Source organism: Lentisphaerota bacterium (genome assembly GCA_016873675.1).
Taxonomy (GTDB): Bacteria; Verrucomicrobiota; Kiritimatiellia; order RFP12; family JAAYNR01; genus VGWG01.
The window spans coordinates 1-15551 of record VGWG01000071.1 but is presented as its reverse complement, the minus strand read 5'-3'; the positions used below and the strand labels follow the sequence as shown (position 1 = coordinate 15551).

14 protein-coding genes and 1 CRISPR repeat array are annotated in these 15551 nt (G+C 61.0%); of the genes, 12 read left to right on the top strand and 2 right to left on the bottom strand.

Annotation, left to right across the window (positions count from 1 at the left end):
- Positions 1-34: 34 nt before the first annotated feature.
- Positions 35-1018, top strand: a complete 984-nt coding sequence (locus tag FJ222_09160; protein ID MBM4164589.1) for an ABC transporter ATP-binding protein — start codon at positions 35-37, stop codon at positions 1016-1018.
- A complete protein-coding gene (locus FJ222_09155; protein MBM4164588.1) occupies positions 996-1856 on the top strand; it encodes an ABC transporter ATP-binding protein in 861 nt (286 codons plus the stop codon). Before FJ222_09160 ends, FJ222_09155 begins: the two co-directional genes overlap by 23 nt.
- On the opposite strand, the gene FJ222_09150 is transcribed toward FJ222_09155, so the two are convergent.
- Together FJ222_09150 and FJ222_09145 are read right to left on the bottom strand one after the other, a co-directional pair.
- Positions 1793-2629: a pantoate--beta-alanine ligase gene (locus FJ222_09150; protein MBM4164587.1), complete on the bottom strand. Its 837-nt coding sequence runs from the start codon at positions 2627-2629 to the stop codon at positions 1793-1795. The two genes, FJ222_09155 and FJ222_09150, sit on opposite strands and share 64 nt — an antisense overlap.
- A gap of 77 nt (positions 2630-2706) precedes the next feature.
- Entirely contained in the window at positions 2707-3144 is a 438-nt protein-coding gene (locus tag FJ222_09145) for a DUF721 domain-containing protein (protein MBM4164586.1), read from the bottom strand.
- Between the two features lie 131 nt (positions 3145-3275).
- Between FJ222_09145 and FJ222_09140 the strand changes: the two genes are divergently transcribed.
- The 10 genes from FJ222_09140 (at position 3276) to cas2 (ending at position 14800) form a co-directional block, all read left to right on the top strand.
- Complete coding sequence (locus tag FJ222_09140) at positions 3276-4460, top strand: 6-phosphofructokinase (protein ID MBM4164585.1); 1185 nt, start codon at positions 3276-3278, stop codon at positions 4458-4460.
- A 91-nt stretch (positions 4461-4551) separates the two neighbouring features.
- Entirely contained in the window at positions 4552-5841 is a 1290-nt protein-coding gene (locus tag FJ222_09135) for a helix-turn-helix domain-containing protein (GenBank protein MBM4164584.1), read from the top strand.
- 48 nt (positions 5842-5889) lie between these two features.
- Complete coding sequence (gene cas3, locus FJ222_09130; protein ID MBM4164583.1) at positions 5890-8172, top strand: CRISPR-associated helicase Cas3'; 2283 nt, start codon at positions 5890-5892, stop codon at positions 8170-8172.
- A complete protein-coding gene (cas5c, locus tag FJ222_09125; GenBank protein MBM4164582.1) occupies positions 8169-9065 on the top strand; it encodes a type I-C CRISPR-associated protein Cas5 in 897 nt (298 codons plus the stop codon). Before cas3 ends, cas5c begins: the two co-directional genes overlap by 4 nt.
- Before the next feature lie 2 nt (positions 9066-9067).
- Positions 9068-11014 carry a type I-C CRISPR-associated protein Cas8c/Csd1 gene (cas8c, locus tag FJ222_09120; GenBank protein ID MBM4164581.1) on the top strand — a complete coding sequence of 649 codons (1947 nt, stop codon included), beginning with the start codon at positions 9068-9070 and terminating at the stop codon, positions 11012-11014.
- Between the two features lie 24 nt (positions 11015-11038).
- Positions 11039-11998, top strand: coding sequence for a type I-C CRISPR-associated protein Cas7/Csd2 (gene cas7c / locus FJ222_09115; protein ID MBM4164580.1), 960 nt, complete (start codon positions 11039-11041; stop codon positions 11996-11998).
- Positions 11988-12725: a Fic family protein gene (locus FJ222_09110; protein MBM4164579.1), complete on the top strand. Its 738-nt coding sequence runs from the start codon at positions 11988-11990 to the stop codon at positions 12723-12725. The genes cas7c and FJ222_09110 overlap by 11 nt, the downstream gene beginning before the upstream one ends.
- 17 nt (positions 12726-12742) lie before the next feature.
- The gene (gene cas4, locus FJ222_09105) at positions 12743-13477 is read left to right on the top strand and encodes a CRISPR-associated protein Cas4 (protein ID MBM4164578.1); all 735 of its coding nucleotides are present in this window, start codon (positions 12743-12745) and stop codon (positions 13475-13477) included.
- Entirely contained in the window at positions 13474-14496 is a 1023-nt protein-coding gene (gene cas1c, locus FJ222_09100; protein MBM4164577.1) for a type I-C CRISPR-associated endonuclease Cas1, read from the top strand. Before cas4 ends, cas1c begins: the two co-directional genes overlap by 4 nt.
- A 13-nt stretch (positions 14497-14509) precedes the next feature.
- Positions 14510-14800 (top strand): CRISPR-associated endonuclease Cas2, encoded by a 291-nt coding sequence (gene cas2 / locus FJ222_09095; GenBank protein ID MBM4164576.1) that lies wholly within the window; start codon positions 14510-14512, stop codon positions 14798-14800.
- 179 nt (positions 14801-14979) lie between these two features.
- A CRISPR array of direct repeats spans positions 14980-15543; the repeat unit is 33 nt; unit sequence GTCGCGCCCCTCGCGGGGCGCGTGGATTGAAAC.
- Positions 15544-15551: the final 8 nt, after the last annotated feature.

Here is a 15551-nt window from a genome sequence, read left to right as displayed (position 1 = left end):
CCCCAAACCCAAAACCCGCATGGAGTGATGCCCGATGCCGCCCCTGCTCCAGATCGAACACCTCTCCGTGCGCTTCGACACCGATGACGGCGTCGTCGCTGCGGTTGATGATGTGTCGCTCGCGCTCGACTGCGGCGAGATTCTGGGAATCGTCGGCGAGTCGGGCTGCGGCAAGTCCGCGACCGCGCTGGCCATCCCCCGCCTGCTCCCCATGCCACCCGCCCGCCTGTCGCCGGAATCGTCCATCCGCTTCGATGGTCAGGATTTGACCGCGCTTCCCGTTCGTGCGCTGCGCGCCCTGCGTGGCGCGCGCATCGGCGTGGTTTTCCAGGACCCCATGACGGCGCTCTCGCCGCTCCGGCGCGTGCGCGATCAGATTGTCGAGGCCCTGCGCCTTCACCGCCGCCTCTCCGTCTCGGAGGCGCGACACCTCGCGCTGGACTGGCTGGCGCGCGTGGGCATCGAAGACCCGGCGCGCTGCGCGCGCGCCTATCCGTACGAACTCTCGGGCGGCATGCAGCAGCGCGTGATGATCGCGATCGCTCTGTGCCACGGCCCCGATCTGCTCATCGCCGATGAGCCGACGACCGCGCTCGATGTCACGACCCAGGCGCAGGTGCTCGATCTGATGCAGGCCCTCTGCCGCAAAACCACCGCGCTGCTGCTGATCACCCACGACATGGGCGTCGTCTGGCGCATGTGCACCCAGGTCGCCGTGATGTATGCCGGCGAGATCGTAGAGCAGGCGCCCGCGCAGGCGTTTTTTGCGCGCCCGCTTCATCCCTACGCGATCGCGCTGCTCGATGCGATTCCCTCCGCCGCGACCCGGGGACGCCCCCTCCGCGCCATTCCGGGGCAGGTTCCATCGGCGCTCGCGTGGCCCCGCGGCTGCCGCTTCGCGGAACGCTGCCCCTGCGCCCGCCCCGATTGTCTCACCCAACACCCCGCCCTGGCCGCAGCCCGGTCCGACGCCGCGCGACACGTCCGATGCCCCTATGCCGATGAAAACACTCCTTGATATTCGTGATCTGCGCACCTGGTACCCGCTGCGAAGCGGCCTGTTCGGCCGCGTTCGCAGCCACGTTCGCGCCGTTGATGGTGTCTCGCTGCAGGTGCGGGCGGGCGAGACGCTCGGCATCGTCGGTGAGTCCGGCTGCGGCAAGACGACCCTCGCCCGCACCATCCTCCTCCTCGCCAAGCCCTATTCCGGAGAAATCCTGCTCGACGGCCGCGACATCACAACGTTTGACGCCGACGAGCGAGCCGCTTACCGCCGATCCGTGCAGGTCGTTTTTCAGGATCCCTTGGCCTCGCTCAATCCGCGCCACACCATTCTGGACGCGCTCACCGAAGCCGTGCTGGCGCATGGCCTGATCCGTCGCCGCGAACAGCGCGAAACGGCGGTTGGCCTGCTGGCCGATGTCGGCCTTGGCCCCGAGGCGCTCGACCGCTACCCGCACGCCTTTTCGGGCGGGCAACGCCAACGGATCTGCATCGCGCGCGCGCTTGCCCTCAAGCCCCGCCTCCTGATCTGTGACGAGGCGGTCAGTGCGCTCGACCTCTCCGTGCGCGCCCAGATCCTCAACCTGCTCGAATCCCTCCGCGCCAAACACGCCCTCTCCTACCTCTTTATCACCCACGATATCGGCGTGGTCCGGCATCTGGCCGACCGCATCGCGGTGATGTACAAAGGCCGAATCATCGAGACCGGGCTCACCGAAAGGGTCCTCGGTTCACCCCAAGACCCCTACACCCGCGCGCTGCTCGACGCCGTGCCGGTGGTCGGAGGCGCTCACAGCGCCGCATTGTCAATCAATCGCGTCTTGCCGGCGAAGGCGGCGACGAGCGCCACCTGACCGTGTGCCAGCGCGGCGACCGGCTCCAGGGTGTCGGCGTGGACAACCGCGACATAATCCACCCGCAATCCCCGGCTTTCCAGATGCGCGCGCATCCGGGCTATTACCACATCCGCATCGCGCTCCCCGGCCGTCGCTGCGTCACGGGCCAGCGCCAGCGACTGGCTCAGGCCAAGCCCCATCCGCCGCTCGTCGGGCGAAAGATAGGCGTTGCGCGAACTCATCGCCAGGCCGTCCGGGTCGCGCAGAATCGGCGCGACGACGATCTCGACGGGAACGTTCAGATCCCGCACCATCCGGCGGATCACGGCGACCTGCTGGTAGTCCTTCTGACCGAACACCGCCACGTCGGGCAGCGCGATATTGAACAATTTCGCGACCACCGTGCAGACTCCCCGAAAATGACCCGGCCGCGACGCGCCGCACAATCCCGCCGAGAGTTGTTCCTCAACCACCGTCACGCTCGCGTCCGGCGCATACATCACCGCCGCCTGGGGAAAGAACACCACGTCCACGCCCGCGCTGCGGCACAGCTCGATGTCTCGCTCGACCGCCCGCGGATAGGCGTTGAAGTCCTCGCCGGGGCCGAACTGCGTCGGATTGACGAAGAGGCTCAAGACCACCGCGCCGCACCGCTCCCGCGCCAGCCGCACCAGCGAAAGATGACCCTCGTGCAAATAACCCATGGTCGGGACCAGCCCCAGGCGCACACCCGCGCGCTTGGTCTCCACCGCCCACGCCTGCATCTCTTCCGGCTTCTCGATCACCCGCATGGCGTCCGCCCCCCTGACTTCTCTCATGCAAATACCCCGAAGGGGGTTTTGCATGAGTCTCCCCTGTTTCACGCCGGTCACCCGATCATGAGCCGCACCTGCCGCACCGGCACGTCACCCGCAAACGCCCGCACGGCCCGATCCAACGCCGGCAAGTCGTTGCGCCGGATGTTGAACAAGTCCACGCTGTTGCGCACGTAGACGTAGAGAATCCCGTTGTGAAATTTACCCGGCCTGCATTTGGCCGCCGTCGCCGCGCCGGCGACGGTCGGCCACTCCACGGCCAGTCGCTCGAGCCAGGGCGACGCCTCGATCCCCAGTCTCCGAAGGACCCTCTCCACGGCCATCGCGACCGCCTGTTCGCGCGGCCGGCGCAGATCGCGGGCGGTCACATCGACCGGCAATTGCGACGACGCCTTCAACGGCGGTTCGTAGGACAACTCCTCGAGATCCTCCTCAACCGCTGCGGACCCGTCGTCGCCGCCTCCCACAGCCTCCTGTTTGCTCCTGGCCATGCCGAAACTTTACCACAACCCCCGACCGGTTCGGAAGCGTGGATTTTCCGTTTGCCAGTTCCCGTGCCTCTGCGCTATAGTCTGGGCGGCCCGTTCGTCCACACCCGGAGATTCACACAGGAGAGCGACGTATGACCCCAGGCAATATGCTCATCGCCCAGAGCGGCGGTCCCTCGATGGTGATCAACCAGAGCCTCGTCGGCGCGGTGCTCGCCGCCCGTGACGCGGCGGCCATCGGCAAGATCTACGGGGCGCTCCACGGCATTCAGGGGATCTTGGAGGAGCGCCTCATTGACCTGCGCAAGCCGAGCCGCAAGACCCTCGAGGCCGTCGCCGCAACCCCCTCCTCGGCACTCGGATCGGTGCGGCGCAAGCCGACGCCCGAAGACTGCGCGGCGATCTTCCGCGTGCTGCACGCCCGCGACATCCGCTATTTCTTCTACATCGGCGGCAACGACTCGGCCGAGACGGTCCACATCATCAATGAAGAGGCCCGCCGCGCCCGTTATGGCATCGCCTGCTTCCACATCCCCAAGACGATCGACAACGACCTGCGCGCAAACGACCACACGCCCGGTTTCGGCTCGGCCGCCCGCTTCGTCGCTTCCGCGATCATGGGCGACAACCTCGACAACCGAGCCCTGGGCGGCGTGAAGATCGACGTCATCATGGGCCGTCACGCGGGCTTCCTCACCGCCGCATCGGCGCTGGCGCGCGTCTATCCCGACGACGGGCCGCACCTGATCTACCTCCCCGAGCGCCCCTTCTCGCTCGACCGTTTCGCCGCCGACGTGCAGCGGGTGATGAAGACGGTGGGGCGGTGCGTGGTGGCGGTTTCCGAAGGCATTTGCGACGCCGACGGCACGCCGATTATTGCCAAATTCATCTCGGAGACCGACTCTCACGGCAACGTCCAGCTATCCGGAACCGGCGCGCTGGGTGACCTGCTGGCCCAGGTTGTGAAGGAGAAAGCGGGCGTTTCGCGGGTCCGCGCCGACACCTTCGGCTACCTCCAGCGCAGCTTCCCCGGCATCGCTTCGCCGACCGATGCGCGCGAAGCCCGGCGGGTCGGCTCCACCGCCGTGGCCGCCGCCCTCTCCGGGAAGCACACCAGCGGCTCGGTGGCGATCACGCGCAAACCCGGTCGGCGCTATGCCGTCACCTTCACCATCGTCCCGCTCCGCGCCGTCGCCAAGAACACCCGTCACATGCCGCCGGCCTTCATCAACAAGGCCGGCAACGACGTCACCCGTGCGTTCCTCGATTACGCCCGCCCCCTCGTCGGGCCGCTTCCCGCCATTGGCCGCCTGACGTAACGCGCATGTTCAGCTTTCCAATTTCAGCCTTCTTCTCGTTGTAGAAATTGTTGTTGTCGGCAATCCTGATTTAGTATATATTGTCCCAATCATGAATCAACGCTCTTTTTCCAAAGCGGATTCCTTGTCGGCGGCGGGCATTGGCGCGAGCATCCGCAATATCCGCTGTCAGCGCCGTATGACACAGCTCGATCTGGCCGGTCGGATCGGGATGTCGGCGCCGGCGTTCAACAACATCGAGCGCGGGCGCAGCGTTCCCTCCACACCCGTGCTCTGCCGCATTGCCTCGGCGCTCGATGTCTCGGTGGACGCAGTGCTGGGCCGCGCCGGAAGCGAAGCGCGGCGGGCAGACGGGGTGATCACGCCCGCGATCCTGAGGGAGGCAACCGTCGGCTACGGGGTGCGGTCGGAAGACACGCCGCGCGACCACGTGTCGGTCCGCCGTCCAAATCTCGCGGGGTCATCCGAGGCCCCTGAGGGGCTGATTCACCTCCTCCCCGGCGACAAGCCCTACGCCCGCGAAACCCTCCATACCCTGGAAGATCTGGTTCACGCCTACCTGATCGCCGAGGATCTCTGCGAGGCGGCCCGCCGGGCCGCCATCCCGCTCCGTCTGGCAATGCCCCGCACGGAATACGGCATCGCCGAACTCGCGATGCGCGTGCGCGCCCTCTTCGGAATCGGCCCCGCCGTGATTTTCGACTATCTGGAGCTTTTTGAGAACGCCGGTCTGCGCGTGGTGTTCGCGCCGCTGCCGGACGGCGTGGAGAGCGCCGCCTGCTACGACGAGCGGTGGGAGAACGCCTTTCTCTTCGTCTCGACCGCCGACCGGCCGAGCACCGAGCGCCAGCTCTTCCGGCTCGTGCGCGAGCTGGGACGCATTTACTGCTACACGGGACAGGTGCGGGAGATCGCCGGACGCGACAAGCCGCTGGACGCTGCCCACGTGGCGGCCAAGTTCACCGCCTTTTTCCTGATGCCCGCCGAGGCGGTTCACGCGACGGTGCGGCAGGTCGGGATCACCCCCGACGGCTGGACGTGGGAGATGCTGCTGCGGCTCAAGCACCGCTTCGGCGTCTCGGCCGAGACGTTTCTATATCGTCTGGACGAACTCGATCTGATCCTGCCGAAGCCGCTGGCCGATTTCAAAGCGCGCATCCGGGCCGGTTACGCCGCCACGGGCAATGCCGAACCCGGCGGCACCTGCCGCGTGCTGTTTCCCAACGGACGCCTGGGCGACCTGCTCCTCGCCGCTGCCAGCCAGGCCGCCCGCCGCGCCGACTTTGCCGACGACCTCGCCCTGGTCCGCACCCTTCTCCGCCGCCGCAGTGTCAAGACCGGCCTGCCGAAACACATCCGTATACCCAAACAGGAGCACTGACCATGTGTGTTGACACGCCGTATCAGATCGCATCCGCAATAAAGTCATTTGACGAAAAATAACTTTATCAGTATGGTTACGCTCAATTCATATGTAAAAGGCATCGTTTTGAACGGATACGCTCACAGCATAGACGGCGCGCCAATATCGGACTGGCAGCCATTAGATCAACATGCCATAGCTGTTGCGTCAATGGGTTGTGAGTTTGGCAGGGCGTTTGGGGCGTCACAATGGGGATACGCCGCTGGTCTGCTGCATGATTTGGGTAAGGCTCGAAGACCCTTTCAAGAAATGCTTGCGGGCAATAGGCGTAGAGACAACAATACACAGCACGCGAAATATGGAGCGGCGGCTGCATTTTGCGCGGAGTCACTCCCCTTGGCTTTTGCTGTTGCAGGCCATCATGCAGGACTGCACAACGTTTGCGACCTTCAGGCGATGGTGGCAGACACCAACTCGTCGGATCTGGTGCGCACCGTCATGCCGCAACAATTTTCGTTGCCTAAAGAAAATTCTTTGCCGACCCACATATCTGCCGAAAACCTGCTTTCCCTCGAATTCTTCACACGAATGGTGTTTTCCTGTCTTATCGATGCGGATAGGCTGGACTCAGCGTTCTGGGAGAAACTCGGCGCAAACACGGTGAAACTAGCCGCAAGTGCTATCCCGCTTGACGCATCCGTACTGCTGGCGCGTATTATCGCTGAACGCAACCGCAAACGTGACGCCAATCCGACCAGCCCGATGGCTGACATACGCAACAGTATTTTCGACGCTTGCGTCTCTGCCGCTGAAAAAGAGAAAGGCTTTTTCTCGCTTACCGTACCGACTGGCGGTGGCAAGACACTTGCGGGCATGGCGTTCGCGCTCGCCCATGCCAAGCGACACAACTTGCGGCGCGTCATCGTGGTCATACCTTATCTCTCTATCATTGAACAGAACGCCGCAGAGTATCGCCGAGTGCTCGATCCCGACAATAAAGGCGTCGTTTTGGAATGCCATTCGTCCGTGAAACCGCGCGATTGCGAGAACGACGAGGATGTCTCGCATCTTGACTTCGTTTCCGAGAACTGGGACGCGCCCGTCATTGTCACCACATCCGTCCAGTTCATCGAGTCGCTCTTCGCTGCCTCGCCCTCCCGTGCTCGCAAGTTGCACAACATCGCGAACTCGGTGGTCATCTTCGACGAGGTGCAGACGCTTCCGACGCACCTGCTGACGCCGGTGCTTTCGGTCTTTCGCGAACTCGCGGCGAACTACGGGGTGAGTGTCGTGTTTAGTTCCGCCACACAGCCTGCCTTCCGTAAATCGCGCAGTCTTCCAGACGGTTTCGAACCTGATGAAATCCGCGAAATCGCGCCGGAACCGGATGCTGTTTACAGAACGCTCCGCCGTGTGAGCTACTCGTTTGAGTCGGCACCGCTGGATTGGGACACACTAGCCGACCGTCTTGTCGCCGAGCCACAATGCCTTTGTGTTGTCAATCTGACACGCCACGCCCGCGAACTATGGGACAAACTGAACGACAGAATCACGGATTCCAAGCAAAAGCCGATCCACCTTTCCTCCGCGATGTGTCCTGCTCATCGGCTTGTCGTTATCCGTCGCATTCGCCGCGCCCTCAAGGCCGGTTGTCCCTGCCGTGTCATTGCCACGCAACTCATCGAAGCGGGCGTGGATGTAGACTTCCCTGCCGTCTGGCGGGCGATGGGGCCCCTGGACTCCATCGTTCAGGTCGCGGGTCGGTGTAACCGTGAACACAAACTCGCTGACTTCGGCACGGTAAATGTCTTTAAGCCGGAAGACAACAAATTGCCCGGCGGCATCTACAGCACCGCCACTGAACAAGCCGCCATCACGCTGGCGAGGTTGACAGACCGAGCCGGTGATGCGTTAGCCAGTGATCCGTCTATTTTTGCGGACTACTTCTCAGCGCTTTTCCAATTGTCGGACTCCGACCAACACGACATTCAGCGCGAGCGCGAGGCGTTCCATTTCCGCACGGTCGCCGAGAAAGCGGTCGTTATCCATGACTCCGGAACCCCTGTCGTCATTCCAAAGGGCTTCGCCCGCCATGTTATCGCCGAAATCCGCAACCGGGCCAAACATGCCCCGGAGGAACCGCGTTTCACCCGTGACGATCTCCGCCGCCTCCAGCGTTACATGGTGAACACCCGCCAACGGGACTTCCTTTTCTTTCAGCAGCATCAATTGCTCACTCCGCTTTTACCCAACCTTGAAATCTTTGTGCTGGATTGCGCCCAGTACAACCGTCACGTGGGGATCATCAAACCCGACAACGCGCCGCCACTGGAGGACTTCTTGCTATGATAAAAGACAACCGCATCACCCTGCGCGTGTGGGGGGACTTCGCCTGTTTTACACGCCCTGAAATGAAAGTCGAACGGGTCAGCTATCCGGTCATTACACCGTCCGCTGCCCGCGGCATCCTCGAAGCCGTTTACTGGGAACCGGAGATGTATTACCTGATTGACACGATCCATGTTGTCAAACGCGGCGTTTGGTTTTCCACCCGCCGCAACGAGGTTACTGCTGTTATCAGCGATAAGAGTGCGCAGTCTTGGATGAACGGCACGGTCGAGGTCAAACCCATCCAAGCAGGCGGCGGTGCGGCTGACGGAACCCAGCGCAACATGCTTGCCTTGCGGGACGTTGAATACTTGATTACCGCCGAAGTCAAACTGACGCAATTGGCTGACCGCGCCTCGTGCAACATCGGCAAGTATCTTGGCCAGATCAAGCGTCGTGCCTCTTCCGGCAAATGCTTTCACCGTCCGTGCATGGGGGTTCGTGAATTTGACGCCTTTTTCGACTACGAAGAAGACCCTGTGACTGCTTTTGACCGTCGCAAAGAGGAGCTTGCCGCCACAGGCAACCCTTTGTCTTCGATCAAATACGAGCCGCTGGGTTTGATGCTCTACGATGTGTTTGATTATCGTCTGTTTGAGAAAGGATTCAAATGGCTCACCCCGGAAGCGATCACTGCCACCCGCGAGCAGTTTGAGCAAAGCCTGTCGGGGTTGAAGAAGGGCGAAAAGACCAAGCGCCTCCAGGAGTACAATGCCGATCCGAGCCATTTGTTCGCGGGCAAAAAAATCACCCCCCGCCCCTCTTTCTTTCAAGCTGAGATCAATAACAACATCGTTCGCTGCCATCCTGACGATACCCCCGTCCTAATTCAGGATGATACGGAGGGCAAATAGTCATGCTTCTGAAACACCTCTACGACTACGCGCATTCCCGGAACCTGCTTGACGATCTCGCATTTGAGCCAAAGGCTGTTCGATGGATCATTGACCTCGATTCCGAGGGACATTTGATCGGGCAAGGACCGACTCAGACGGGGGACGACAAGCGCGGCAAGGAGTTCGACTGCCCGAAAACCAAACGCGTCAAGGTCGCTGGCGGCGTCTCCGAGTTTCTCGCCGACGGCGTCACCGCCGTGTTCGGGCTGGAGGGCGACCCAGAGAAACTCGCCAAAGAGACCGAAAAAAAGCAGGTCGATCGCCGCCGTAACAACGCTTCCAAACAACATGCGTTTTGGGAGCAGATCCAGGCGGCGAATGATGCCGACGAATGCAAGGATAGTCTTTCTGAAGTCGTCTCTTTTGGCAGAGCACTCAAGGACGGCGAGCCGCCACCGTTCATCAGGTACGGCACCAAGGCGAATGACGATAGCAGGAAGGAAACAAAGCCCGCTTGGTGGATCCGTCGCGCTGACGGCTCCGAAGTGAAACTGGGTCCTGAAAACTTCTCGTTCCGCGTCAATGACAGACTTCTTCTGGAAGACAAGGGCATTCGCGACTGGTGGCGTAAGCAGTATGTCGCCGAGGTCAACGCGACAAAAGCCGAAGCCCATCGCGGTCTTTGCATCGTCACCGGCAAACCGGATCAACCCATCGCTCGCACGCACAGTGTAAAGATAGGAGGTTTTGCTGACAGTCCGCCCGGAGGAGCGGCTCTGGTTTCATTCGAGAAATCATCGAAGGCTTTCGCATCTTACGGATTTCATGAAGGATTGAACTGTCCGACCTCTGAAGATGCTGCTACGGCTTACTGCACGGCGCTCAAGGCGCTTATGCAAGATGATAACACCCATCTCAGGGAGGCTGGCGGAACGGTTCTCTGCTTCTGGGCGAAGGAGACAAAGATGGTTGGTAGTTGGATGTCTAGTCTTCTAAACAAGCCAGACCCGCAAACCGTCGCAGATTTCATGAAGGCGCCGTGGGCAGGCGTCGATCGCGAACTCGCGAAGAAGGATGCATTTATCGCGGTCACGCTCAAGGGTTGTGCGGGGCGTATGGCCATCAGCCATTGGGTTCAGGAACCGCTGGATCAAGCCGTCGCCAACTTTGTGACTTGGTTTGCTGACCTCGCTCTTGATGTTCCGATGCGACAAGCGCCGAAAGCGGCGAAAAAAGCGGAAGACAGGAAATCCGAGTACAATCCGCTCTCGATCTACTGGCTCGCAAATAGCACAGTCCGCGAGGCAAAGGATCTTCGTCCTGAAACACTTTCCCAGCTTTATCGTGCCGCGCTCGAACGCGCTGCGCCGTCGACCGTCCTAATCAAGCCCATACTCGCTCAACTGCGCTCCAAGCTCGCCGATAAAGACTACAAGCTCATCTACGACGAGAGCCGTTTCTCACTTCTCAAACTGATCCTCAACCGTAACCGAAAGGAATCCGACATGGAAATCAGACCCCAGCTCACAGCAGACACCGACGACCCCGCCTACAACTGCGGGCGTTTGTTGTCGGTGCTATCCGAAACGCAAAAGAAAGCGCAAGGCTACCCCAAAGGCTTTACAGGCGTCGCCGAACGCTATTTCGGCACAGCCAGCGCATCGCCCGGCACCGTCCTGCCACTCCTTTTGCGCCTGAACCGCCATCATCTCGACAAGATTCGTAAGTCTGGCAACAACGCATACGAGGAGACCGTCATCCGGGACATTCTCTCGCACTTCAAGTCTGCTGACAGGATTCCACCCGTCTTTCCTCGCCACCTTGACCTTCAAGCGCAAGGGCGTTTTGCACTAGGCTTCTACCAACAGCAAGCCGCTGATGCCGCCGGGCGCGCCGAAAGGAAAGAGGCCAAAGAGGCCGAGAAGATCGCCCAAACAGAAACCGACCACCAACTCTCACTCGTTTAACACGTAAACAAAAGGAAAACCACCATGAGCATTCTCACCAACCGACACGACTTCCTTCTCCTCTTCGAGGTCACTAATGGCAATCCCAATGGCGACCCTGACGCGGGTAACATGCCCCGCATCGACCCCAACACCAACCGCGGCATCGTCACCGATGTCTGTCTCAAACGCAAGATCCGTAACTTTGTCGAATTGTTCCCACCCGCCCGCGAGTCGGATACAGCTAACGACTTCAAGATTCTCATCAAGCAGGGTGCGGTCATCGAAACCGAACAGAAGCCAGCCATCACTGCTGCAAAAGACAAGGATAACATCACTCACCTTATCGGATCATCCGAAGCAGAAAAAGCCAAGAACTGGCTTTGCCGTGAGTTCTTTGATGTGCGCACGTTTGGCGGTGTGCTATCCACTGGCGATGACATCATGAAAGGGTCTGCATTCGGTCAGGTGCGTGGACCCGTGCAGTTCTCCTTTGGCCAGTCCGTTGATCGCATCACCCCGCTCGAAATTTCCATTACACGATGTGCGGTTACAGCGGAAAAAGATAAAGGGAAGGAACGCACGATGGGCAACAAGCACATCGTCCCCTACGCCCTCTATGTCGCGAAAGGTTATGTTTCGCCATCCTTCGCCGAGCGCACCGGGTTCACGCAGGCCGACCTGGATCTCTTTTTCCAAGCCCTTTCCAGAATGTTCGAACACGACCGTTCCGCCGCGCGTGGCGAGATGATTGTTCGCGGTATTTATGACTTTGAGCACGTCGGCACTCATGCTGGGGCGACTGACGAAGAGCAGAAAAAGCAGAACTTGCGCGAGTCTAAACTCGGCTGCGCTCACGCCCATACACTGTTCGAGGGGATCAGAGTCAGGCTGAAGGATGGCAAGGAGTTCCCGGAGTCGTTTGTCGACTACGAGGTGGTCAATCAGTGGACGGATGCAACGCTGCCCAAGGGGGTGAGACTGCATCTCCGTCATGAGGCATGACATGTCACTTCCGACAAACCTGCTTGCCCGGTTGCGCGAGGAGAAGGCCGCCCGTCTCAAGGGCGGTCTCTACCACGCCACGCAAATCGCTTTCTGCTACAACTCCAACCGCATCGAAGGCTCGCGCCTCTCCGAGGAGCAGACGCGCCACATCTTCGAAACCAACACCCTGCTGGTCGAGAACGCCGAGTCTGCCGGAGTGGATGACATCATCGAGACCGTCAACCACTTCGCCTGTTTCGACCTGCTGCTGGACACGGCGGACAGCCCCCTCTCCGAGTCGCTGGTCAAACGGTTCCATGCCCTGCTGAAACGGGGCACGTCCGATTCGCGGCGGGAGTGGTTCCGCATTGGCGGCTACAAGAAACTCCCGAATGTCGTCGGCGGACGCGAGACCACGCCGCCGCGTCAGGTCGCCCGCGCCATGCGGGAATTGCTTGCCGGCTATGCCGCCACGCGCAAAGCTGGCTTCGACGACATCATCTCCTTCCATCACGCCTTCGAGGCCATCCATCCGTTTCAGGACGGCAACGGACGCGTCGGCCGACTCGTCGCGGTCAGGGAATGTCTCCGGCATGGTGTGACGCCGTTCATCATCGACGAACGGCACAAGGCTTTTTATTACCGGGGCCTCGCGCAGTTTCCGACAAAACCTGAATATCTTCTTGAAACCTGCCGCTCCGCCCAAGACGAATACGCCGCCCTCGTGTCGCGCCTCTCGCCATGACGCTCTCGGCTCTCTCCATGTACACCGAAGACCAGCTTCTGCCGCTGTCGGCCGTGAGCCAGTACGTTCATTGTCCCCGACGGTGCGCGCTGATCCACTTGGAGCAGGTGTGGTCGGATAACGTCTTCACTGCCGAGGGGTGCGTGCTCCACGATAAGGCCCACAGCGGAGCAAGTGAGTCGCGCGGCGACCTGAAGATACTCCGCAGTCTCCGGCTCCGGTCGCTCCGCCTCGGCATCACGGGTGTTGCGGATGTGGTCGAACTGCACCGCATCGCGCCCTCCGAAGGCGGCGTTTGCATTCCGGGAATCGGCGGCACATGGCTGCCGTTCCCCGTGGAGTACAAGCGCGGCGCGGCAAAGGACATCCGATGCTACGAGGTCCAGCTCTGCGCCCAGGCCCTTTGCATCGAGGAGATGCTCTCCGCCCGCATCCCGGAGGGGGCGCTCTTCCTGGGCGAGAAACAGCACCGGACACCCGTAGCCTTCGATGCCGTGCTCCGTGCCGAGACCGAAGCCGTCTGTCAGGCGGTCCAGAACCTGTTCGCGGCGGGCGTCACGCCGCCTGCGGACCACAACAAGCGCTGTTCTTCCTGTTCACTGATGGAAGCCTGTCTGCCACAGTCCGCTGGATATGGAAAGTCCGCCCGAAAGTGGCTCTTCCGCCAGATTGAGGAGATCTGCCCTCGTGACGATCCAACGGTCGTCGGGGGAGATAATCCCGCCGCGGTTCGTGATCGAAACCTGTCATGAAGAAACTGCTCAATACGCTCTACGTTACCACACAGGGGGCCTACCTGCGGCAAGAAGGCGAAACGGTCGTGGCGTCCGTGGAGCGCACAGATGTTTTGCGACTGCCCATTCATACGCTGGCGGGAATCGTCTGTTTTGGTCAGGTCGCCTGCAGCCCGCCGTTGCTCGGTCTGTGCGGTGAGCGTGGCGTACACGTCAGTTTCCTCTCCGAATGGGGCAAATTCCTCGCGCGAGTGACGGGACCAGTCTCGGGAAACGTGTTGCTGAGACGCGAGCAGATCCGCCGCTCAGGAGATCCGGTCGCCACCTGCGAACTGGCACGATACTTTGTGTTGGGCAAGCTGGCCAACTCCCGCACGGTGCTTCAACGGGCGCAGCGCGATCACGGGCCGGGCACGGATCTCACGCGTTCCGTTGGCATGATCTCCGATGTGGTCCGGCGTGTTCAGAGTGCGGCGGACACCGATACGCTTCGCGGCTTGGAAGGGGAGGCCGCGAGCGCCTACTTCAGCGCTTTCGACAGCATGATTCGCTCGCAGAAGGACGTCTTTGCGCTGACCACGCGGAGCCGTCGCCCGCCGCTCGATCCTTTGAACGCGCTGCTCTCGTTCCTGTACACGCTCCTGGCGCATGACTGCGAATCTGCGCTTGAGGGCGTCGGGCTCGATCCGCAGATCGGTTTTCTTCACGCGCTGAGGCCTGGCCGCCCCAGTTTGGCCCTTGATCTCATGGAGGAGTTTCGTCCGATTCTGGCGGATCGCGTGGCGCTTTCGCTGATCAATCTGAATCAGGTGAACGGCAAGGGATTTGAAACCACGGAAACCGGTGCGGTTGTCATGGACCCCGACACGCGCAAGACCGTGCTCCAGACCTGGCAGAAAAAGAAGCAAGAGACCCTCCAGCACCCGTTTCTAAATGAAAAGGTGGAACTGGGTCTCTTACCGCATGCCCAGGCGCTCCTGCTCGCGCGCCATTTACGTGGAGACCTCGACGCCTATCCACCGTTTCTTTTGAAATAGCGGGAGTCTCACCATGCTCGTTCTGGTCAGCTATGATGTTTGCACCATTGATCTTGCGGGCCGGCGCCGTTTGCGTCGGGTGGCGAAAGCATGTGAGAATTTCGGCATCCGCGTGCAGAATTCCGTTTTCGAATGCAATGTCGATCAGGCGCAATGGACGGCGCTAAAAGCGCGTCTGGTCGATCTTTTCGAGCCGGAAACTGACAGCCTTCGCTTCTATTTCCTGGGAAACAACTACAAACACCGCATTGAGCACCAAGGGGCTAAGCCATCAATTGACGTGGAAGACCCACTCATTCTGTAACCGCGAACCCCAAGCTCACATGATTTACCAAGGCCGGTTCGCGGAAGTCGTTAGTCGTTTATCTGGAATGAGTTACGTCTCTCTTGTTCATTGACAACTGGAATGCGATCCCTGTTATCGCTGAGTTCGCGGAATTATCCTCGTATGAACATGCGATAGAACATGTTACACTATCCTCGGTCGCGCCCCTCGCGGGGCGCGTGGATTGAAACAATGCAAGCAACCCACCCTTCCTCTTCAAGTGAGGTCGCGCCCCTCGCGGGGCGCGTGGATTGAAACCGGACTGTGATCGTGCTTTCATTTGTCCTCCGTGTCGCGCCCCTCGCGGGGCGCGTGGATTGAAACCTGATACTTGGCGAGAAATCGGACCAGTGCCAACGTCGCGCCCCTCGCGGGGCGCGTGGATTGAAACCGCCCATTCATTCAAGTCCATCATCCCTCCCCCTGTCGCGCCCCTCGCGGGGCGCGTGGATTGAAACGCGCCGTGCGCGTAAGCACAGCGACGGCGACGGGTCGCGCCCCTCGCGGGGCGCGTGGATTGAAACACACAACAGATATCTGATCGGGCGGCTTGCCAAGTCGCGCCCCTCGCGGGGCGCGTGGATTGAAACCAGCGAGCATGACCCCTCCTGATTGCCCATCTTGTCGCGCCCCTCGCGGGGCGCGTGGATTGAAACGGACTTTCCACAACACCCCGCACCAGGTAAGAAGTCGCGCCCCTCGCGGGGCGCGTGGATTGAAACACCGCCGG